Source organism: Acidobacteriota bacterium (assembly GCA_016716905.1).
Taxonomy (GTDB): Bacteria; Acidobacteriota; Vicinamibacteria; order Vicinamibacterales; family SCN-69-37; genus SYFT01.
Genome location: JADJUS010000006.1, coordinates 1 through 21,115, shown reverse-complemented (window position 1 = coordinate 21,115; position 21,115 = coordinate 1). Strand labels below are relative to the sequence as shown.

General features: G+C 61.9%; 25 protein-coding genes and 3 pseudogenes. 21 read left to right on the top strand and 7 right to left on the bottom strand.

What is annotated here, in order from left to right; all coding sequences use genetic code 11:
* Positions 1-10: 10 nt before the first annotated feature.
* The 11 genes and pseudogenes from atpG to IPL75_12985 all read left to right on the top strand — a co-directional run bounded on the left by atpG (position 11) and on the right by IPL75_12985 (position 9,497).
* Positions 11-875: pseudogene (atpG, locus tag IPL75_13035) on the top strand (ATP synthase F1 subunit gamma).
* Between the two features lie 23 nt (positions 876-898).
* Entirely contained in the window at positions 899-2,338 is a 1,440-nt protein-coding gene (atpD, locus tag IPL75_13030) for a F0F1 ATP synthase subunit beta (protein MBK9241158.1), read from the top strand.
* A gap of 9 nt (positions 2,339-2,347) precedes the next feature.
* A complete protein-coding gene (locus tag IPL75_13025; GenBank protein ID MBK9241157.1) occupies positions 2,348-2,491 on the top strand; it encodes a hypothetical protein in 144 nt (47 codons plus the stop codon).
* Positions 2,476-2,781 (top strand): F0F1 ATP synthase subunit epsilon, encoded by a 306-nt coding sequence (locus tag IPL75_13020; protein MBK9241156.1) that lies wholly within the window; start codon positions 2,476-2,478, stop codon positions 2,779-2,781. The genes IPL75_13025 and IPL75_13020 overlap by 16 nt, the downstream gene beginning before the upstream one ends.
* Positions 2,782-2,785: 4 nt before the next feature.
* A complete protein-coding gene (locus IPL75_13015; protein MBK9241155.1) occupies positions 2,786-3,010 on the top strand; it encodes a protein phosphatase 2C domain-containing protein in 225 nt (74 codons plus the stop codon).
* Positions 3,011-3,071: 61 nt separating this feature from the next.
* Positions 3,072-3,569 carry a serine/threonine-protein phosphatase gene (locus IPL75_13010; protein ID MBK9241154.1) on the top strand — a complete coding sequence of 166 codons (498 nt, stop codon included), beginning with the start codon at positions 3,072-3,074 and terminating at the stop codon, positions 3,567-3,569.
* Positions 3,559-4,341: pseudogene (locus tag IPL75_13005) on the top strand (ABC transporter permease). The gene IPL75_13010 and the pseudogene IPL75_13005 overlap by 11 nt, the downstream one beginning before the upstream one ends.
* A 94-nt stretch (positions 4,342-4,435) precedes the next feature.
* Positions 4,436-5,411 (top strand): annotated as a pseudogene (locus tag IPL75_13000) (ABC transporter ATP-binding protein).
* Positions 5,395-5,661 carry a hypothetical protein gene (locus IPL75_12995; GenBank protein ID MBK9241153.1) on the top strand — a complete coding sequence of 89 codons (267 nt, stop codon included), beginning with the start codon at positions 5,395-5,397 and terminating at the stop codon, positions 5,659-5,661. Before IPL75_13000 ends, IPL75_12995 begins: the two are co-directional and overlap by 17 nt.
* Positions 5,662-6,075: 414 nt before the next feature.
* Entirely contained in the window at positions 6,076-9,231 is a 3,156-nt protein-coding gene (locus IPL75_12990) for a DUF3427 domain-containing protein (protein MBK9241152.1), read from the top strand.
* A 41-nt stretch (positions 9,232-9,272) separates the two neighbouring features.
* Positions 9,273-9,497 carry a hypothetical protein gene (locus IPL75_12985; protein ID MBK9241151.1) on the top strand — a complete coding sequence of 75 codons (225 nt, stop codon included), beginning with the start codon at positions 9,273-9,275 and terminating at the stop codon, positions 9,495-9,497.
* 21 nt (positions 9,498-9,518) lie between these two features.
* On the opposite strand, the gene IPL75_12980 is transcribed toward IPL75_12985, so the two are convergent.
* Complete coding sequence (locus tag IPL75_12980; GenBank protein ID MBK9241150.1) at positions 9,519-10,334, bottom strand: hypothetical protein; 816 nt, start codon at positions 10,332-10,334, stop codon at positions 9,519-9,521.
* A gap of 126 nt (positions 10,335-10,460) precedes the next feature.
* Here IPL75_12980 and rfaE2 point away from each other — a divergent pair, with 126 nt between their 5' ends.
* On the top strand, positions 10,461-10,934 hold the full coding sequence (rfaE2, locus tag IPL75_12975) for a D-glycero-beta-D-manno-heptose 1-phosphate adenylyltransferase (GenBank protein MBK9241149.1): 474 nt from the start codon (positions 10,461-10,463) through the stop codon (positions 10,932-10,934).
* A 70-nt stretch (positions 10,935-11,004) separates the two neighbouring features.
* Here the strand turns inward: rfaE2 and IPL75_12970 are convergent, their stop codons facing one another.
* Positions 11,005-11,181, bottom strand: coding sequence for a hypothetical protein (locus IPL75_12970; protein ID MBK9241148.1), 177 nt, complete (start codon positions 11,179-11,181; stop codon positions 11,005-11,007).
* A gap of 51 nt (positions 11,182-11,232) precedes the next feature.
* Complete coding sequence (locus tag IPL75_12965; GenBank protein MBK9241147.1) at positions 11,233-11,733, bottom strand: hypothetical protein; 501 nt, start codon at positions 11,731-11,733, stop codon at positions 11,233-11,235.
* 208 nt (positions 11,734-11,941) lie between these two features.
* Here IPL75_12965 and IPL75_12960 point away from each other — a divergent pair, with 208 nt between their 5' ends.
* The 7 genes from IPL75_12960 to IPL75_12930 all read left to right on the top strand — a co-directional run bounded on the left by IPL75_12960 (position 11,942) and on the right by IPL75_12930 (position 16,913).
* Entirely contained in the window at positions 11,942-12,793 is an 852-nt protein-coding gene (locus IPL75_12960; protein ID MBK9241146.1) for a hypothetical protein, read from the top strand.
* 4 nt (positions 12,794-12,797) lie between these two features.
* Entirely contained in the window at positions 12,798-13,049 is a 252-nt protein-coding gene (locus tag IPL75_12955; GenBank protein MBK9241145.1) for a DEAD/DEAH box helicase, read from the top strand.
* Positions 13,046-14,629, top strand: coding sequence for a hypothetical protein (locus IPL75_12950; GenBank protein MBK9241144.1), 1,584 nt, complete (start codon positions 13,046-13,048; stop codon positions 14,627-14,629). The genes IPL75_12955 and IPL75_12950 overlap by 4 nt, the downstream gene beginning before the upstream one ends.
* Before the next feature lie 132 nt (positions 14,630-14,761).
* Positions 14,762-15,595, top strand: a complete 834-nt coding sequence (locus IPL75_12945; GenBank protein ID MBK9241143.1) for a SurA N-terminal domain-containing protein — start codon at positions 14,762-14,764, stop codon at positions 15,593-15,595.
* Positions 15,592-15,855: a hypothetical protein gene (locus IPL75_12940; GenBank protein MBK9241142.1), complete on the top strand. Its 264-nt coding sequence runs from the start codon at positions 15,592-15,594 to the stop codon at positions 15,853-15,855. The genes IPL75_12945 and IPL75_12940 overlap by 4 nt, the downstream gene beginning before the upstream one ends.
* Before the next feature lies 1 nt (position 15,856).
* Complete coding sequence (locus IPL75_12935) at positions 15,857-16,120, top strand: tRNA-dihydrouridine synthase (protein ID MBK9241141.1); 264 nt, start codon at positions 15,857-15,859, stop codon at positions 16,118-16,120.
* Positions 16,026-16,913, top strand: a complete 888-nt coding sequence (locus IPL75_12930; protein ID MBK9241140.1) for a tRNA-dihydrouridine synthase — start codon at positions 16,026-16,028, stop codon at positions 16,911-16,913. Before IPL75_12935 ends, IPL75_12930 begins: the two co-directional genes overlap by 95 nt.
* A 4-nt stretch (positions 16,914-16,917) precedes the next feature.
* Here IPL75_12930 and IPL75_12925 read toward each other — a convergent pair whose 3' ends face one another.
* The 4 genes from IPL75_12925 to IPL75_12910 form a co-directional block, all read right to left on the bottom strand.
* A complete protein-coding gene (locus IPL75_12925) occupies positions 16,918-17,274 on the bottom strand; it encodes a Dabb family protein (GenBank protein MBK9241139.1) in 357 nt (118 codons plus the stop codon).
* 595 nt (positions 17,275-17,869) lie between these two features.
* Positions 17,870-18,145 carry a hypothetical protein gene (locus IPL75_12920; protein MBK9241138.1) on the bottom strand — a complete coding sequence of 92 codons (276 nt, stop codon included), beginning with the start codon at positions 18,143-18,145 and terminating at the stop codon, positions 17,870-17,872.
* Positions 18,146-18,147: 2 nt separating this feature from the next.
* Positions 18,148-19,077: a sigma 54-interacting transcriptional regulator gene (locus IPL75_12915; protein ID MBK9241137.1), complete on the bottom strand. Its 930-nt coding sequence runs from the start codon at positions 19,075-19,077 to the stop codon at positions 18,148-18,150.
* Positions 19,056-19,541: a response regulator gene (locus IPL75_12910; protein MBK9241136.1), complete on the bottom strand. Its 486-nt coding sequence runs from the start codon at positions 19,539-19,541 to the stop codon at positions 19,056-19,058. Before IPL75_12910 ends, IPL75_12915 begins: the two co-directional genes overlap by 22 nt.
* Before the next feature lie 975 nt (positions 19,542-20,516).
* Here IPL75_12910 and IPL75_12905 point away from each other — a divergent pair.
* Entirely contained in the window at positions 20,517-20,711 is a 195-nt protein-coding gene (locus IPL75_12905; protein MBK9241135.1) for a hypothetical protein, read from the top strand.
* A 199-nt stretch (positions 20,712-20,910) separates the two neighbouring features.
* The coding region (locus IPL75_12900; protein MBK9241134.1) for a FliA/WhiG family RNA polymerase sigma factor at positions 20,911-21,115 on the top strand (205 nt) is incomplete at its 3' end.

Sequence of the window (21,115 nt, the reverse complement as noted above, 5' to 3'; positions counted from 1 at the left end):
GGTGTGAGGGATGCCTTCACTAATTGACATGCGGCGGCGCATCCGCGCCGTCAGAACACGCAGATTACGAAGGCGATGAAGATGGTCGCCGCGTCAAAGCTGCGTCGCGCCCAGGAAGCGCGTGATGGGCACGCGCCCGTTCGCGAAGCAGGCCAGGCACGTGCTGGCGAGCATTGCCGCGCGCGTCGATCAGTCGCATCACCCGCTGCTCGGCGCAGCTCGCCGGCGTCAAAACAGGCAAGACACTGCTCATCGTCGCGAGCAGCGACAAGGGACTGTGCGGCAGCTTCAACACCAACATCGTCAAGACCGTGGGCGTCTACCTGCGTGAACACAAAGGTCGCGAGATCGCGCTCGGGCTGGTGGGCAAGAAGGGACGCGAAGGCCTTGGGACGGCGCGGCTTCCCGATCCGGTTCGGAATACCGCGATGCCAGAGGTGATCGGGTTTGCCGAGGCCGAAGCCGTGGCGCAGCCGGCGATGGAAGACTTCATCGCGGGCAAGGTAGACAGCGTGCACCTGGTCTACAACGAGTTCAAGTCGGTGATGCAGCAGAACCTGGTGGTTGAGCAGTTGCTGCCGATGGAGCCGATTGAAGTAGGCAAGAACGAAGCCGGCACCGTGGACTACCTGTACGAGCCTCGCCGCAGCGGATTTTTCGACGAACTGCTGCCGCGGTTGGTGGAAGCGCAGGTGTTGCGAGCGCTGCTGGAGTCGTCGGCGGCCGAACATGCCGCCCGCATGACCGCGATGGATGCGGCCACGCGTAACTCCGCAGACATGATCGAGGGGCTGACGCTCACCATGAACAAGGTGCGCCAGGCCGCCATCACCAGAGAAATCATCGAAGTGGTGTCTGGGTCGCAGGCACAGTAGAAGCAAGAGCTAACGAGGATCACATGTCAGTTGCAACAGCAGTGAAGGTTGGCAAGGTCGTCCAGATCATCGGGCCCGTCGTGGACATCGAATTCGCCGGTGGCGATCTGCCGGCCATCTACAACGCCGTCCGTATTACCGGACAGGCCGGCACCAACACCGTTGACGTCATCGTCGAAGTGGAGCAGCACCTGGGTGAAAACCGGGTGCGTACCGTCGCGATGAAAGCGACGGACGGATTGCAGCGCGGCATGGACGCCACCGACCAGGGCGGCCCCATCTCGATGCCGGTGGGTCCCCAGACGCTGGGGCGCGTGCTCAACGTGCTGGGCGAACCGGTGGACTTTCCGGATCGTCCGGTGGAATCCGCCGAGCGGTGGCCCATTCACCGCGAGGCGCCGACGCTTGAAGAGCAGTCAACTGAACTGAAAATGTTCGAGACGGGCATCAAGGTCATCGACCTGCTCGAACCGTATCTCACGGGCGGCAAGATCAGGTTGTTCGGTGGCGCCGGCGTCGGCAAGACCGTCATCATCCAGGAACTCATCCACAACATCGCCGTGAAACACGGCGGCGTGTCGGTGTTCGGCGGCGTCGGCGAACGCACGCGTGAAGGTAACGACCTCTGGCTGGAATTCCAGGAGAGCGGCGTTATCGACCCGAACGACCCGGCCAAGTCGCGCGCTGCGCGCATATGCAGCCAGATGACCGAGCCGCCGGGTGCGCGTCTGCGCGTGGCGCTGTCGGCGCTCACCGTGGCCGAATGGCTCCGCGATGCCGAAGGCAAGGACGTGCTCCTGTTCATCGACAACATCTTCCGGTTCACGCAGGCCGGTTCCGAGGTGTCGGCGCTCCTGGGCCGCATGCCGTCCGCCGTCGGTTACCAGCCCACGCTGCTGTCGGAAATGGGCGAGTTGCAGGAACGCATCACGTCCACGCGCAAGGGATCGATCACATCGGTGCAGGCCATCTACGTGCCCGCCGACGACTACACCGACCCGGCGCCGGCCACCACCTTTGCGCACCTTGACGCCACGACGAACCTGTCGCGCGCCATTGCCGAACTTGGCATTTACCCGGCCGTGGATCCGCTCGCGTCCACCTCGCGCATTCTCGACCCGCGCGTCATCGGCGACGAACACTACAACGTGGCCCGTCAGGTGAAGCAGATTCTGCAGCGCTACAAGGACCTGCAGGACATCATCGCCATCCTCGGCATCGACGAACTGTCGGAAGACGACAAGCTCACGGTGTCGCGCGCGCGCAAGATCCAGAAGTTCCTGTCGCAGCCGTTCTTCGTGGCCGAACAGTTCACCGGCCTCAAGGGCGCGTATGTCACCGTTGCCGAGACGGTGCGCGGCTTCAAGGAAATTGTCGAGGGCAAACACGACGACATTCCGGAACAGGCGTTTTATCTGGCCGGCACGATTGACGAAGTCATCGAACGGTCGAAGAAGCAGTAAAGACGTTCCATGGCCATCCCCACGACCTTACGCCTTGAATTCGTCACGCCGGAGCGTGCGATCGTCCACGACGAAGTGGACGAGCTGCAGCTGCCCGGCGAGGAAGGGTTCCTCGAGTCCTGCCGGGACACACCCCCATGCTCGTCAGCCTGAAGGTGGGCGAGATGTGGTACCGGAAAGGCACCGAGAAGTTTCACGGCTTTGTCGGTTTCGGATTTGCCGAGATTCTTCCAGACCGTGTGACCATCCTGGCGCGTATCGCCGAAAAGGCCGACGACATCGATCTGGAACGCGCCCAGTCTGCCAAGCGGCGCGCCGAAGAACGACTGGCCGAAGTCGTCAAGGGCGGCGTGTCGGAAATGGACTACGAGCGCGCTCGCATCGCGCTGCTGCGGGCGATCACACGCCTGCAGGTATCACAACACGCGCGGACCCGCGGCTGACCTGATGCCGCAAATTACCTCGGTCGCCGTCACCCATACGGGCCTTCGACGCGAGAGCAACGAAGATGCGTTCCGAGAGCGCCAGGACCTGGGTCTGTACGTGGTGGCCGACGGCATGGGTGGCCACGAAGCCGGCGAGGTGGCGTCGCGCCTGACCGTGCAGGTGATCGAACAGTTCATCGACGACACCGCAACGCGGACCTCAATCAGACCTGGCCCTTCCCTTTGATACGGCGCATTCGCTGGCGGCCAACCGCCTGATCGCCGCGCTTCGCCTGGCCAACCAGCGCGTGGCGTCGGCCATTGGTGCGGATCCCGAGCTCAAGGGCATGGCGACCACGGCCGTCGCGATTCTGCTGCAACCTGCGGGCATGGCGCAGGTGGCGCACGTTGGTGACAGTCGCGCCTACCAGTGGCGTGAGGGCAAGCTGCGGCAGCTGACGGACGACCATTCGTGGGTGGGCGAGCAGGTGCGCGCCGGCGTGCTCACGGATGACGATGCCCAGCGGCATCCGTGGCGGAATGTGGTGACGCGCGCCATTTCGGGCGGCGTTGATCCCGAAGTGGACATCAAGGAAGTGGATCTGAAGGCCGGGGATCGCCTGCTGATGTGTTCCGACGGGTTGTCCTCGGTGATACCACCGGCCCGACTGAGTGAGCTGATGAACAAGCCGGGCGATCTGGCTGCGTGCGCGCAGTCGCTGATCAATGCGGCCAACGCCGCCGGCGGTCCCGACAACATCACGGTGATTCTCGTCGAGGTCGACGCCGCGGGCGATGTGGCATAACCTCGGACAGCTTCTTCGGTATCGCGGCCTCATCCAGAGTCTGGTGGCGCGTGATCTGAAGGCGCGTGCTGGGGGATCGATGCTGGGGTTCTTCTGGTCGTTTGAACCCCTGATGTTGTTGCTGATCTACAGCTTCGTGTTCGCCACACTCCTGGAGAACCGCACACAAGGCATCCAGCCGTACGCCGTGTTCATGTTTACCGGGCTGCTGCCGTGGACCTGGTTTCAGTCGTCGATGAACGAGGCGACCGGGTCGTTAATCTCCGGCGGCAATTTGATCAAGAAGGTGTTGTTCCCGGCAGAAGTTCTTCCGATTGTGACCATCTGTTCGAACATGGCGCACTTTCTACTGGGCTTGCCGATTCTGGCCATCTTCACGATCTATTACGGCGTGACACCAGACTGGATTGAACTTCCTGGTTCCTGGTTGCTCTGGTCGTCCAGTTTATTTTTACGGCGGCGCTCGCACTGCTGCTTTCCGCACTTTCCGTGCACTTCCGCGATGTCAAAGATCTTGTCTCGAACCTGCTCACCTTCTGGTTCTTCACCACACCCATCATCTACTCCTACCAGCAATATCCCGAGTACAAGAACTACTTCGACCTGAATCCGTTCACCCACCTCGCGATCTCCTATCAAGATCCTGTTTTTCGATGGCCCTTTCGGTCACAAGTGGTGGCTGCTCGCGCTGGGTGGGGCCTCGATTATCTTGTTTTTTGCGGCCTACTGGATCTTCGATCGCCTGCGTGATTCGTTCTCGGAGGCCGTGTGAACTCGACGGCCATTACGCTTGATCACGTCAGCAAGATCTATCGCCGGTATGGCGGCCGTCAGTTTTCCACGCTGAAGAGCGCTGCTTTCAGGGGATCTCGTCCGCAAGCTCAGGCCTGAGGAGACGTTTCCAGGCGCTGAAGGACGTGTCGTTCACCGTGCCGAAGGGCTGCACCTATGGCGTGGTCGGCCGGAACGGATCGGGCAAGAGCACCGCGTTGAAACTGGTGGCCGGCATCACCAAACCCACTATTGGCACAGTCCATGTAGAGGGCCGCATCTCGGCGCTCATTGAACTGGGCGCCGGGTTTCACCCGGAGATCTCCGGCCGGGAAAACGTCTTCATCAACGGCATCATGCTGGGCCTGACGAAGAAGGAGATCACAAGGCGCTTCGACGAGATCGTGGAATTTGCCGAGCTCACCGAGTTCATCGACGCGCCGGTGAAACCCTACTCGTCCGGCATGCATGCGCCTGGGTTTTGCCGTGGCGATTCACGTGGATCCCGACGTGCTGCTTGTGGACGAGGTCCTGGCGGTTGGCGACGAGGGCTTCACGCACAAGTGCCTGGACAAGTTTGGTGAGTTCAAGCGGCGCGGTAAAACCATCCTGCTGGTGACGCACTCGCTGGGACTCGTCGACCGATTCTGCGACGAAGCCGTGTGGCTCGACGCGGGCGAGAAGAAGGCCGAGGGCGATCCCACGCGCGTGGTTGGCACGTATGTCACGGACGTGGCTCGTCAGGAAGAGCGGTTCCTCGCGGCGTCGGATGAAAAGGCGAAGCACGATGCCGGCGGTGCCGGACAGGCCACGCCGGCTGGTCCAGTGGAGGCCGAGAGTCACTTCGGCGACATGAATCAGGCGGGCGAAGGCCGCTGGGGATCTGGCGGCGTGGAAATCGCGTCGGTGGATTTCCAGGATGCCAACGGCCAGTCTACGCACGTGTTCCACACCGGGGAACAGATGCGCGTGATTCTTGGAGTGAAGGCTGCGGCTCCGGTGCGAGACTTTGTGTTTGGCATCGGCCTGTTCACCGCCGATGGCGCCATGGTCTATGGCACCAACACCTGATATCGAAGAACTCGAGTCGGATCGCCTTGAGGGCGAGGCCACGGTCACCCTCACGGTGGATTCACTCGACCTCGTTGAGGGCACCTACAAGCTGGACGTCGCGGTGCATAAACGTGACGGCGCCCCGTACGACTACCATCGGCTGCTACACACCTTCCGCGTAAAGTCCCGTATCAAGGATGGCGGCATCTACCGGCCGAAACACCACTGGGACTTCTCCACCGCGATCCGGTTCAAACCGCCCAAGTAGGGTTTTCAGCCGCCAGGCTTTCACGAGGCGTGTCCCGAAAGGTCGACACGAGGCATGAAGGACTGAAGGGTCTCTTGGCGCCTGGCAGGCATTTCGTAGCGCGGCCTGAATCTCAAGGCCGCGATCGAAGTTTTCAGCCGCCGTGCGTGTCGCCGTGCCACCCTCCGGCTCGACGCCGCGCAAAAACGGCGCTCCAGGGCAATCGTCTCGTGTCCAGCGCGTGGGTCCCTATCCCACGCGGCCTCTCCCCCTTCCGCGTCGTTTTTCAGGCTACCGCCGTCGCGTCGCTCGCAGTCGGGCGGCCCGGCGACCCGCACGCCGGCTGAAAACCGCGTCAGTTCGTCCGGAGGTCCTGGGCTTGGGCCTGGGACGATATGCACCCATCTGTCGAAAACACCTTAGACTAGGCCGCCAGTGCCCCACGAACCGGTTCCCGGCCTGTACGACCGCCTGATCACTGATGAACTGAGCAGACTACTCGAGAGGCTGGATCCCTCTCGTGTCGCGAAAGAATCACCGGATCCAGCCGAAGCGCACATCGCGGTAGCCGAACATGTGCGACAAATTATCGAGCGTGTCCTCAGGGCGATTCCAGAGGAGCAGAGGCTCGAGCGCCAGGCCACGCTTTGCAACGCCCTACTGAAGTGGCTGCGCGATGGGGATGCAGACGATGACGCCGGTGGCGCAGTTGACCTCGTGGTTCCCCTGTCGGTCCTCCGTGAAATCAGGGCACTCGGGAGAGGCTTGGGCCCCGTCCTCGCTACTGAGCGGCCTCTGGTTCCTTTGTCGACTCCCGACTTGCTCGTCAACGCCAGAGGTGAGCCCTCAGTCGCCGTCACCATAGCACGAGAAATTCAATCAGCAGATCGCATCGACCTTCTCTGCGCTTTCATCCGATGGACCGGTGTCCGATTGGTCCAATCCGCCCTTCAGGAACACTGTCGAGCGGGCCGTCCACTGAGAGTTATCACAACTGTCTACACTGGTTCGACCGGACGACGCGCACTTGATTGGCTCGTTTCGATCGGTGCAGAAGTCAGAGTGTCCTACGACACCCGGACCACCCGATTGCACGCCAAGGCGTGGCTCTTTGAGCGACTATCTGGCTACTCAACAGCATTTATCGGCTCGTCGAATCTGACGCAAAGCGCGATGTTGGATGGAGTTGAGTGGAACGTACGCCTGGCCCAGGCCTCAACGCCAAGCCTGATTGACAAGTTCAGAGCGGCCTTTGACAGCTATTGGGCCGATCAAGACTACGAGCCATACGACCCTGCACGTGACGCCGATCGCTTCGACCTCGCTATTGCCACTCCCCAGGACCAGGCCGCGGCTCCGACATTTCACTTCCATCTTCAACCTTGGCCATTTCAACGCGAAATGCTCGAGAAGCTCCAAACTGAGAGGGAGCGACATGGTCGGCACAAGAATCTCGTCGTAGCCGCGACCGGAACCGGTAAGACTCTGGTCGCCGCTTTCGACTATTTGCAGCTGCGTCAACCCCGCAAAGATCCAAGTCTGCTGTTTGTTGCACACCGCCGGGAAATCCTGTCCCAGAGCCTTGCGGCCTATCGGGCTGTTTTGCGCGACGGGGCATTCGGGGAGCTTCTGGTAGAAGGGCGGAAGCCACAGCAGGGCCGCCATGTCTTCGCATCAATTCAGTCGCTGGCACAGATCGATCTTGCCGAGATTCCACCCGAAACCTTCGACGTGGTGGTCGTGGATGAATTTCACCATGCGGCCGCGACCACATACTCGCGTCTCCTAAGCCACCTGCAGCCCAAGGTGCTCCTCGGCCTTACCGCCACACCTGAACGAACGGACGGCCGAAGCATCCTTGAGTGGTTCGACGGGCGAATTGCCGTCGAATTGCGCCTGTGGGATGCACTGGAACGCGGTCTACTGAGCCCATTCCAGTACTTTGGGCTCCACGACGAGACCGACTTGTCACAAATCCCATGGTCTCGTGGTGGATACGATATTCCCCGGCTAGAGAATCTGTACACGGGCAACCAGGCGCGAGTCTCGATGATTCTCGAGGCAATTCGTAGCAAAGTAACGGCCCCCCGCAGGATGCGCGCACTTGGCTTCTGCGTAAGTGTGAAGCACGCCGAGTTCATGGCCTCTGAGTTCAATCGGCAGGGTCTACCGGCCGTCGCAGTGTCCGGTGATACACCGATTGAACTGCGAGAGTCGGCCCTGCGGAACCTCAGGGATGGCTCAGTGAATGTCGTGTTTTGCGTCGACCTCTTTAACGAAGGCGTCGACGTGCCACAAGTAGATACCGTACTTTTTTTGCGGCCAACCGAAAGCGCTTTGGTGTTCTTGCAGCAACTTGGTCGCGGTCTCAGGCGTTCAGACACCAAGGCCTGTTTGACTGTCCTTGACTTTATTGGAGGAGCCCACCGGCGCTTTCGATTCGATCTCAGGCTACGTGCCCTTGTTGGAGGTCATCGACCTGATCTCATTCGCCAGGTTGAGGAGGGCTTCCCGCGACTCCCATCTGGATGCTCAATTCAGTTGGACCGAGTCGCCTCAGAGATCGTTCTGGGAAACATCAAGCAAAGCGTTGGAGGGACTTTCGCTAGTTTGGCCTCGGAACTACGTGCGCTGGCCGACTCGTGGAGACAGACCGGCCGTGACCCTAGAGGCATCGATCTCAAGGAGTTTCTTCATTCAGCTGCGTTGGAGGTCGAGGATGTGTATCGGGTCAACGGCTGGACCTGGTCGGGACTCAAGCGCGCTGCAGGCCTCCTGGCCGATGACCAGGGTCCCGACGAAGTTCGCCTTGCAACGGCCTTTCAAAGGCTCCTACATGTCGATGACCCATGGCGTCTAAACCTCTACCGACGCGCCGCTCTTGGCGCGCTGGAAGCTGAGGACTTTGATCCGTCGAGTTTCACCGGCCGCGCGTTGATGGGGCTTCATTTTCTACTCTGGCCACATAACAGAGAGATCGTCTCACTCCAGGTTTCGTTCGCGCGACTGTACGCCAACCAAGCCGTAGCCCACGAACTCAGCGAGCTATTCAACGTGCTCGAGGATAGAGCAGACCACATACCAGAAGCCCTCGATAACCAGATGCGCTGGACCCACAAAGTCCCCCTCTCGGTGCACTCGAGGGCCTCCCTTGCTGAAATCATGACGGCATTTGGCAAGATGACATTCGCACGACCCCACAAACCACGCGAGGGAGTCTCCTTTGACACGGAGACCACGAGTGACCTCTTATTCATAACGCTAGAGAAGACGGAAAGGCACTACTCCCCCTCGACGATGTACCGTGACTACGCGATCTCTCCAGATCTCTTTCACTGGGAATCTCAATCAATCACTTCGCTTGAGTCACCCACTGGCAGACGGTACATTCAACAGCGAACCAAGGGCACCAACGTCTTCCTCTTCGTGCGCGATCGAAAATACGAAGGCGGGAGAACTGCCGGCTACACGTTCCTTGGAGCTGCTGACTACATGTCACATCAGGGAAGCCGCCCAATTGCGGTGACTTGGCGTTTGCGTAAGGCGATGCCCGACAGCCTCTTTCGGACGGCGAAGGTCGCAGCCGGTTAGACTTTGACGATGCTAAAGTCCCCTACAAGGACACGCTAGTCATGAGCCTGACATTCGATGAATGGGCTGCACAGGTGGACGTCGTCTGCACGGCAAACCTCGCCTGCAGCTGGAACGACCTGTGCGGCGAGGTTGAACCCCTGCGTGCCGCCTTCGATGCGGGCGAGAGTCCGGTGCAGTTTGTCCTGTGGTGGGCTGAGAAGTACGACTTGATGTGGCTCGACGGTGCGGGCATGGGCTACTTGCCGACCGGGATACCCAGGTAGCACGCGCACACGTTTTGTATCTCAGCGGAAAAAGTCCCCGATTGAATCCGCTCCTGGGCTGAAGTAATGGCCCGCGTAGCCCAGCAGCACGAACGTCACAACGATGAATGTCGCCGGGAGCCATGTGCGGCGCATGACCCCAAACGTCCAGTCCACGGTCGTGGCTCGCAAGCGCTGATAGGCCGCACCTGCCACCGCGCCATCCACCAGCAACTCAGCCAACATCTGCGGCGCAGACCAGACCACGCTCGCGCACGCGATCAACCCCGCCGCAATGGCGACCACTGCCAGCAGCGGAAGCACCTTGGCGCCCTCGTCCAGATCGAGGTCGTCCAGCGAGAACCCTTTCGAACTCCCCCTCTCCACCGGGCCGCCCATCATCAGCGGCACCGGCGGCATCTGCGGCGCAACTCCGGTCGCGTCGAACGACGCGCTGGCGCCCGCGCCACCTGACCGGCCCCCCTTGAAGAGCCCGTCCGCCACGCGTCCAGCGGCTCTTGACCCGCCGAGGAACACATCACCTGGGACATCCAAAGGGTTGACGACGTCCGTCACGCGCTCGAACGTCGAGACCCTCGCATGACGGCCCAGCCACACGTTCATCATGGCAAGAAAGACGCCGTAACCGGCCATGCCCGCCAGCGCATATCGCACCGGCATGTACCGCAAGCCCATCCACAACATGACCGCCGAGGCCAGGAATCCCGCGCCGGCCGCGCACGACACGACACCCAACATCGTCAGTCGCGGAGAATGACGCGTCTTCAGGTTGGCCGCCAGCTTGCTGACGGCCGCCTCTCGCCTTTCGACGGCCAGGCGCGTTCGACGCGGTGACATGGGCCGATTCTACGCTTAGCGCATAATCCTCGGCCTTGAAGAACAGGCCGAGCTACGTTCCGCGCGCACAGGCCCAGCTACGCTGCATGCACACGGCAAACGCTCTGGCACTTGCGATAACCTTCATTGGTGGTCCTCTCGTCCAGATCCGAAGCCGCCGCATGGGCTGAGCGCGCGCGCGCCGCCGGCCAGCGCATCGCGTACACCAACGGCGTGTTCGACCTGCTCCACCCAGGTCACGTCCGGTACCTGCAAGCGGCCCGGGCCGAAGGCGACGTGCTCATCGTTGCCATCAACTCCGACCGGTCGGTCAGCGCGATCAAGGGACCTACAAGACCCCTCACGCCTGAGGCCGAACGGGCCGAGGTGCTGGACGCGCTGGCGTGCGTGAGCGCAGTGGTGGTTTTTGACGAGGAGACGCCCGCCGAGATCATCAAGGCCATTCAACCCGATGTGCTGGTGAAAGGCGCCGACTGGGCGCCAGACAAGATCGTCGGCCGCGACACAGTTGAGGCCCGAGGCGGCAAGGTCATCCTGATGCCCGTGGAACAGGGCTGGTCCACAACCTCGATCATTGAAAAGGTGAAGGGCAGTTCCTAACTTCCCCAGTTCCTAAGTTCCCAACTTCCGCACCTGCTAGGATGGAGTGTTCTCTTTCGTGCTTCATCCGTCAGCGTCCCTCGCGTTCCGATCGCTGCTGAAGTCGGCCGCCACCAGAGCCGGCCTTTCCCGATCGCTTCCGCGCCTGGCCGGCCTTGGCCCAGGTGCTGTGGCGTTCCACGCCTCCGCACTGGCTCAGGACGGCCCCGTCGTTCTGGTGGTACCCACCGACCAGGACGTGGAACAAGTCACCCAGGACGCCCGGTTTTTCCTGGGCGTGATGAAAGGTCTGTCGGATTCACAGGCTGAACAGGCCGTACTGCCCTTCCCCTCCCAGGAAGTGGATCCGTACCGCGGGCTCGCGCCACACCTTCAGGTGGCCTCGGCGCGCGCACGAGCTCTGGCCGCGTTGGCCACGGGCACGGCCCAACTGGTGATCGCCTCCGCACGGGCGCTGCCGCCCAGGCTCACCGACCCATCTCGGCTGGCGGCCGCCACCATCATCCTGAAACCCGGCGTCGAGATTCCCGTCCACGAACTGCGCGAACGCCTGGCCGTCGCCGGCTTCACGTCGGAGGACCCGGTCGATCAACACGGCGAGTTTTTCGTCCGCGGGGGCGTCGTCGATCTGTATCCGACCTCGGAGGAACAACCGATTCGCCTGGAGTTCATCGGCGACATCATCGAGTCTGTCCGCCGATACGACGCCGCAACGCAGCGCTCGCTCAAGGCGCTCGACTCGCTCACGCTGACGCCGCAACGGGAATTGATGCCCAAGATCGGCGGCGTTGAGGTTCACGCCGCCCTACGAAATTCCCTACACGACGAGGCCGCGCGAGCGTCCGCCAGACACGACGAAGCGGCGCCAGCCGCTGATGATAACGACCGCTCCGCCACCTTCATCGACTATGTCAGGCGCGCTGGTGCCACGCTGCTGATCTACGAGTTGGACGACGTGGCGTCGCGAGGGCGTGGACTTGAAGAACAGTGGCGGTTGAGCGCGGAGGATGCGGCTGCCAAGAACGCGATGGCGTTGCCGTACGAATACTTCGCCTTGGCCTGGGCCGATCTGGAAGCGTGGCTCGAGCGCGGTTCCCGCCTTACGCAACTGGCGCTCGACGATACCGCTGGTGAAGTGCACGTGCCATGTCAGCCGGTGCTTGAATATCGAGGCCGCATCGGCGACTGGGTCGAAGAAATTCGACAGGCCCGCGAACGCGGCGACACCGTCGTCTTTATCGCGGCCACGCCGGGTCGCGCTGAACGCACCATCGAGCTGCTGGCCGACTACGAAGTGCGTGGCCGCGTCATCGGCGACAACGAAGATATGGCCCGGGCGACAGTGCTGGTCACCACCGGCCACCTGTCGCGCGGCTTCCACCTCCCCACCGGCAACCTGCTGCTGTTCGCAGAGACCGACCTGTTCGACGAGGAACGCCGCAGCAGCAGCGAGCGCCGAAAGTCGGCTGTGCGCACGTTTGTCTCGGACTTCCGCGACCTCAAAGTGGACGACCTGGTCGTGCATCGACAACGGCATTGGCCGGTTCGTCGGGCTCAAGAAAATGGCCATCGGCCCTGGGGGCGAAGCGCAGGAGTTCATGGAACTGCGTTACGCCGGCGAAGACAAACTCTTCGTGCCGCTCGATCGGCTCGACCTGGTTCAAAAATACCCGGCGGCGCCGCACCCACCTCGACAAGCTGGGTGGCGCGACCTGGGAAAAAGCCAAGACGCGCGTCAAGAAGGCGATGCGCGACATGGCCGAGGAGCTGCTCAAGCTCTACGCCGCGCGCAAGGCCGTGGTCGGCCACGCATTCACACCCGACTCACACTGGCAGCACGAGTTCGACGATGCGTTTGAGTATGTGCTCACGCCCGACCAGCAGTCGGCAATCGCGGATATTTCCAAAGACATGGAATCCACGATGCCGATGGACCGCCTGCTCTGCGGCGACGTTGGTTACGGCAAGACCGAAGTCGCCATGCGCGCGGCGTTCAAAGCCGTGATGGACGGAAAACAAGTCGCGTTCCTTGCGCCTACCACGGTGCTGGCGTTTCAGCACGAGCGCACGTTGAAGGACCGGTTCGCCGGCTTCCTGTTCGCATCGACAGGGTGAGCCGCTTCCGCAGCAAGTCAGAGCAGCAGGCCTCGCTCGAGAAACTCGCGTCAGGCCAACTCGACATCATCGTTGGCACGCATCGCCTGCTGTCGAAAGACGTGGCGTTTCGCGACCTCGGCCTGCTGGTGGTGGATGAAGAGCAGCGATTCGGCGTGGTGCACAAGGAACGGCTGAAGCAGATTCGCAAGAAGGTCGATGTGCTGACAATGACCGCGACGCCGATCCCGCGGACGTTGAACATGTCGCTGGTGGGGATCCGCGACATGTCGGTGATTGAGACACCGCCACGCGACCGGCTCTCGATTCAGACGCACGTGGTGAAGTTTGACCAGGACGTGATCACCCGCGCGATCAGGACCGAGATTGAGCGAGGCGGCCAGGTGTATTTCGTCCACAACCGCGTGGAGTCGATCTTCTCCATCGCCGGGCTGATTCAGCGTTTGGTGCCCGACGTGCGGATTGGTATTGGCCACGGCCAGATGGGCGACGGCGAGCTGGAAAAGGTCATGGTCGACTTTGTCGCCCACAAATGCGACGTCCTCGTCTCCACCACCATCGTCGAAAACGGCCTCGATATCGGGAACGCGAACACCATCGTGATTAACCGCGCCGATCGGTATGGCCTGTCGCAGCTGTATCAGCTGCGAGGACGAGTGGGGCGATCGGACCGGCGGGCCTATGCGTACCTGCTGATTCCGCCCGAACAGTCGCTGTCGCCGATAGCCAGGAAGCGTTTGGCGGCGATTCGCGAATTCAGCGACCTCGGGTCGGGCTTCCGGATTGCGGCCCTCGACCTTGAAATCCGCGGCGCTGGAAATCTCCTGGGCGGCCAGCAGAGCGGGCACATCGAAGCTGTCGGATTCGACATGTACAGAAGCTTCTCGAAGAGACCATTCCGGGAGCTGAAGGGCGAAGACATCGAGGATGACCGCCGGACCGCCGTGAATCTGAAGCTCAACCTCAGGATTGACGAGCAGTTCATCCCCGATATGAACCAGCGACTGGCGGCCTACCGACGCCTGGCTAACACCAGGACCGTGCCTGAAGTTGACGAGTTAATTGCCGAACTTGGCGATCGTTATGGGCTATTGCCAGAAACAGTGCTAAATATAGCCGAATACGCGAAGATCCGAACGATGGCTGATAGGCTGGGCCTGGAGACCCTGGAGCGTGAAGGCCAGGCAGTAGTGTTCAAGTTCAGACAGTCTGCCAAATTAGACCCTGTTTGGCTGCTTAAAATGGTCCAAACCAGAGGTGATTTGACGCTTTTACCGCCTGCGATCCTCAAGCTCGATATGACCAAACCGGTGTTGCGGCCCACCCCTGCGGTGGTTAAACCGACTGTACCGCCGCCCGGGCGTCTGAATCCAAAGACGACAGGGCGGATCAAGACGCCAGATGTGGCGCCGGGCCGAGAATCGTGGTGGACCACCCGAGCGACGACCGGCGAGGTCACCACGGGGTTCACCCGGGAAGAGATTCTGGCCGAGGCGCCGACGGACCCAAGGGCGCCAGGCGGTGTGTTTGAACGGGTGCGGCAGGTGCTCGAGGAACTCGGGCGCGGGCTGACGGGGTAAGGGTTGACGACGGGACTGGGTTTCGGAGGCCGGACCTTCAGGTCCGGCATGCACGCCGGGTCTAAAGACCCGGCCTCCGAAGAGTGACCCGGCCTCCGATATAAGATCAGTGGACAGGAAGCAGGCATTTTGATGAAGCGAATAGTGATGAGCGCGGTCGCGCTGGCAGTGGCGTCGGCGGGTGTGCTGGCCGCGCAGGCGCCGGCTCCGGCGGTGCAGTCCAGGCCCGTGGTGTTGCAGAAGGTGCTGGTGAAGGTCAACGGGGCCATCTTCACCAAAACCGAGCTCGAAGAACTGCAGATCGAGGCACTGCGCGAGCAGGCTCAGCGTGAGCTGACGCCGATGGATCTGCAGAACGATGCGGCCCTTCGCGAGCAATTGATCAAGATCACGCCCGAGATCATCGCCAACGCTGTGGACTATCTGATCGTGATCCAGCGGGGCCGAGAGCTGGGCCTTCGGCTGAGTGACGCCCAGTTCAAGGACTACATCGAGGGCATCAAGAAAGACAATCAGCTCGACGACAAGACCTTCCAGCTGGCCATGCAGCAACAGGGCATGACCATGGAGATTCTTCGCAAGCGGCTTGAGAAGGAATACCTGAGTCAGGGCGTGATGTCGCGCGACGTGGCGCCGCGCATTGCGATTACTGAAGAAGAAGCCCGCCAGTACTATCGCGCTCACCCCGACGAGTTCATGAAGCCAACGATGATCACGGTGCGTGAGATTTCGGTGCTCGTGCCGAGCGAAGCTCGCGCGGGCGAGCAGGTGGTGAATGTAGCGCTGGACGAAGCCGCGCTTGCAAAGATCAATGCCGCTCGCGAGCGTGCGCTCAAGGGCGAAGACTTCGCGACGCTCGTCACCGAGTTTTCGCAGTCGGGATCCAAGGCCAACGGCGGATTGATCGGGCCGCTCAACTTGAATGAGCTGGCCGAAGGGTTGCGCGCAAGCTCCTGGGGCCGATGAAGACCGGAGAGATCGCGGAACCCCTCCGCACACCGACGGGTTATCAACTGCTGAAGGTCGAACTGAAAGACGAATCAACCGTCGAGCCGTTCGAGGTAGTGCGTAACCAGGTTGGCGACAAGGTGCAGGGTGAACGCAGCCAGGTGGAGATGCTCAAGTTTGTCGAGAGCCTGCGCGGACAGGCCATCATCGAGTGGAAAGACGAAGACCTGAAGAAGCTCTACGAGCAGTACCGCGCATCGCAGAAGAAAGTGGACTGACGTGCCGAGAATCGGCACCGTCAGCCTGCACTCGCCGGTGGTAATGGCCCCGATGGCGGGCATGACCGACACCGCGTTCAGGCGCCTGGTCAAACGTCAGGGTGGCTGCGGCCTCGTGGTGACCGAAATGGTCAGCTCCGAAGGTCTGGTGCGCGGCATCGACCGCACACTTGAGTACGCCGAGTACCGAAGAAGAGCGTCCGGTCTCCATTCAAATCTTCGGCGGCGATCCATCAAAGATGGCCGACGCTGCGCAGATCGTTGAAGGCATGGGCGCCGACATCGTGGACATCAACATGGGATGCCCGGTGCCGAAGATCGCCAAACACCACGCCGGATGCAGCCTGATGCGCGAACCGTCGCACGCAGCGAGCATCATCAGTGCGATGGCGAAGGCCGTCAAAATTCCAGTCACGGTGAAGATGCGCGCCGGGTGGAATGAACACGACATCAACGCGCCGCTGCTGGCGCGCATGGCGCAGGATGCCGGCGCGGCGGCTGTTGCGGTTCACGGCCGCACAGCAGCGCAATCGTATTCGGGCGAATCCGACTGGACCCTGATTGCCCAGGTGGCGGCAGGCGTCTCCATCCCTGTGTTTGGATCTGGCGACTGCGTTGAACCAGACCAGATCGTGGCGCGACTGCGCGAATCGAGCGTGGCGGGCGTCCTGGTGGGTCGTGGCGCGCTGCGCAACCCCTGGATCTTTCAGCAGGCGACCGATGCTGCGATGGGACGAGTGCCCAGGCCGGTTCCGATCGAGGCCCGCGGGCAATTCCTGCTCGATTACATGGATTTGCTGATCGATGAGCGGGTCAGCGAGGCCACCGGCTTCCGCCACACCGCCCCTGGCCAGGTCGAAGGCCCACCGCCCGAGGCGCGCGGCCGTGAACGCTGGGTCATCAACAAACTCCGCGCGTTGGGCTCCTGGTACACCAAAGGCCTTGACGGAGGAGCTCAGTTGCGCGTGGCAATCAACAGCGCAAAGTCGATTCCTGAACTCAAGGACCTCATCACGAAATTCTTTGTTTCAAGTGAAACTGTCTTAATTGGCAGTTAATACCTTATTCGACCAATAATTCAGACAACCCATGGACCTTCGGGTCCACCGCCTCCACATCCACAATCATCGTCTCTTCACAAGCACTCCAGAAGAGTTTTGCGAGTTCCGTGTGCTCATCGTGCATGAGATATGCCTTGAGGCCATCAAGGTCACTAAACTCAAATACCGCCATATAGCCCAGTTTTTGGCCTACTGACCTATCTGAATAGCCGAACCCAAAGTCCTTGGCTCTTCCGGCTCTGACCTGGCGGACGGTCGGAATCCGACGACTCGCCCGCTCGATGGCGGCCACCAACTCCGCCAACTCCCCAGCGGAAGCCGAGGCCTTGGGCTGGTAGAACACGACGTGCAGGATCATGAGCGCCGTTTGGGTGGCTTGAAGCCGCCGCCGCGACCGGCCGGCGGACGGCCTGGTCGACCCGAGTCGGGGCGTCGCCGTTCCCCACCTTGATCGCGTTTTGGCCGCTCGCCGAAGGGATTCTCCATGGGAGGCCCCGTCGGCCGGTCCCTGCGCGGCGGTCTTCCCTCACCGCCCTCGCGGTCGTCGCGCCGAGGCGGACGTGGTCCTCGGTCTGGAAACGGGCTGCGCGCGGGCGGCCGATCTTCACGCGGCCGCGGTGGTCCGCCAGGCGACCAGGGCCTGTCTGTGCGGCCCCGCGGCCGATCCGAGCCCGGGCGATCAGACTTCGGCCGGTCTGACCAGGGCCGGTCTGATCGAGGCCGGTCGGGCTTGGCGCGGTCAAACGGCGGCCGCGGCGGGCGCCCGTCTGGCTTCTTGCGGTCGGACCATGGCCGATCGGAACGCGGGCGATCGGAAGTGGGGCGATCCGGGCGTGGGCGATCAGGACGCGCCCGATCCTCACGCGGTGGCCGTGGGCCAAACGGCGACTCGGACTTCGGTCCGTCGCCACCCGACTGCTCCCGCTTGAACTTCGCGCGTTTCTGATCGCGCGTCATTTCAAATCGAGCCCTGGGGTCGCGATGCTCGCCGCCGGGCCGCCACTCCTTGGTGCGCTTTTCTCGCGCCTCGGTCTCAGCGAGCTTGGACGCACCAATGGCCGCTTCCGGCGACTCCACACCTTCCCGCGCTCAAACCAACGCAGCGTGACGTCGGTTTGTGTGCGTTGCAGCTGCCGAAGCGTGGGCACCAGATCCTCACGCTCCTTCGCGCGAAACGACGTGGGCGTCTTGCCGATCAGAATGACCCAGAATGAATGTGACGGAGGCATATTCAGGAACGCTCCAGGCGTTTGAGTTTCTCTATCAAGGTGGTGCGTTTAATCTTCAGCAGGTCCGCGGCCACTCGTTTGTTGCCGCCACCCTGTTCCAACGCGCGACGAATCAGGCCATGTTCAAACTGCGCCACGAGCGCGTCAAAGTCAACACCGTCAGTGGGCAGCGCCTCTGGCTCGGCTGCCACCTGGGCGGGCACGGCCAGAATTTCGTCAGACATATCCGCCAACTCGAGCTGTGCGCGTCCCGGCGACAGCGCAAACGCCCGCTCCATCACATTCTCGAGCTGCCGCACATTGCCCGGCCAGTGATACGCCATCAGTGCCTGCTGCGCGTCCTGCGCAATCGTGACCCGTCCACGCGCGGGCGACTCCTGGCTCAATCGATCCAGAAAGTGCTGCGCCAGCAGCGGCACGTCCGACCGTCTGTCGCGCAACGCCGGCACGTGCACGGGGATCACGTTGAGCCGGTAGTGCAGATCCTCTCGAAACGTCCCGTCCACCACCATCTGTTTCAAGTCTGAGTTCGTCGCGGCAATGATGCGCACGTCCACTTTGATCGACTGCGATTCGCCAACACGTTCAAACTCGCGCGACTGAATCGTCCGCAGCAACTTCACCTGCAGCGGCAGGCTCATGGTGCCCACTTCATCCAGGAACAGCGTGCCCCGATTGGCCTGCTCAAGCCGGCCCTGCCGATTCGCCACCGCGCCGGTAAACGCGCCACGCACATGACCGAACAGTTCGGCTTCAAGCAGCGTTTCGGGAATGGCGCTGCAGTTGATCGCCATGAACCGCTGCTGCCGTCGTGGGCTCGCATCGTGAATGGCGCGCGCGGCCAACTCTTTTCCTGTGCCGGTCTCGCCAGTGATCAGTACCGTGCTCGACGTGCCCGCAACGGTCTGGATCAGCTCCAGCATGCGCACCACGGGAGCAGCCTGGCCGATGATGCCGCCAAGATGAAACCGTCCGCGCAGTTGTTCGCGCAGGTCGCGTTCTCTGAACGCAACCGCCGCTTCTCCACCGCCGTGGACAACGCGTGCAGCAATTCCTCGAACTGGAAAGGCTTGGTGATGAAACCTTCGGCCCCCAGGCGCGTCACTTCCACAGCCTCGCGCACCGTGCCGAACCCGGTGATCACCACCGCAATAATGTCGGGATACCGCGCAAACGCCTCGTCAAGCACCTGCCGGCCGTCAACGCCAGGCAGCCGCAAGTCGGTCAGCAGGATGTCGAACGCAAACTCGCTGAGGCGGGCCACCGCCTGCTCTCCCGCTCCCGCCTGCTCAACCCGATACCCGTGATCGGCAAGCCGCTCGGCGATTACATCTCTGAAAGCCTCCTCGTCATCAACCAACAGGAGGTGAAGTCGAGGACTGGTGTCAGAAGACATTGAAGGGATGACGACATGTTGACATCCAGACCCCGCAGCGTCAATCGTCCGGCGACGTTTCCGAGACAGGTTCTACAGTTTTCGGAAAGGCCTGCCGATAGTTCCGGACGTATGCTTGAACGCACCACCGTTTCAATCCCCCGCGCCTGTGATGTGGTCGGCGTCAGCCGCCGCACCATCTACAACTGGATGGCCAGTGGAAAGGTGCAATACGTGAGAACCGCCGGGCGGTTTCCGTGCGCATCTTCACCGACACCCTCTGGCGGGATGGCGTCGCACCCGACCGCGCCGACTCAGTTTCCGCACCGCCACAACAACAGGGCGACGACGCCACCGTGCGCCGGTCGGCTTGAGACCATGACCGCACTCACGCCGCAGGTCGCGCCCACGCAAAATGACCTGAATCAACTGTTCCACCTCCTGAACAATCAACTCCGGGATCATCCTGGCGAACGCCGGAGTTGCTCGAACACCGCCTGCTGGAAGACACACACCGGGCCCGCGCCGGCCAGGTCGTGGCCAGCACCGTGGACGCCATTCGAACTACCCAGCGCATCCGGGCGCCGCCCTCCCGCCCGCGTGACGATAAATTATTGACACTTGGCGGCGATGGCGTCATTAATTTGACCGAATAAGCGTGGTTCGGCACACCACTGCACACGGCTTCACACCACGGCATTTTCAATCTAAATAGCTGTAAATAAACAACTTATAGGCAGAATCGCGCGATATGCCATATTCGTGTTTTATTCGTCTCACGAATTGGCACCGCTGTTGCCCTACACCTCCATGCCGGCAACCACCGCCGGCTCAATTTCGGAGGTTTTACATGCAACGCGCGCCCCTCGCCGATCACCAGAACGACCGTGTTGTCGCCACACTGCCATTCGTGGAATCGATGGCCCGACGGTTGGCGTCCACCATGCCAAATTCAGTCGCTGTCAGCGATTTGGTGCAGACGGGGTGTTGGGGTTGATGGACGCGGCGCATCGCTTTGATGAAAGCCGCGGAATCAAGTTTGAGACGTTCGCCGAGCGCCGTGTTCGCGGCGCCATGATTGATGCCCTGCGCCGGGATGCCTGGCCGCGCGGAGTGCGTCGAGTTCGCCGCGAGCTCGAAGCCGCCCGCGAATCGCTGCGCCAGGGAATTGGGGCGCCGAGCCTTCCATAGCCGATCTCGCCAAGCGCGTCGGCGCCGACGAGTCGCGACTGGAACGCACCATCCTCAGAATCACCACGATTGAATCCACGTCGCCGCTCGCGAACCGCGACAACGTGGACACGGGCTCCCTTCCCGCTGTGATGGTGCCGGGTTCACCGCGGGCGCCAGACCAGCAGTTCGGGCACAAAGAAGTCCGCGACCACCGTGCGTGCCGCTCTCGCCGCTCTCCCCTCGCGAGCGCCGCATCGTCAGCCTCTACTACTTCAAGGAGGCGACGATGAAGCGATTGGGAAGGAGATTGGCGTCAACGGAGTCGCGCGTGTCGCAGTTGCATGCGAGGGCGATGAGCCGCTTGCGCGAGACACTCGCGCCGGCTGCCGGACGGTCGGCCTGTTCGAAAATGCGCGGTGGCG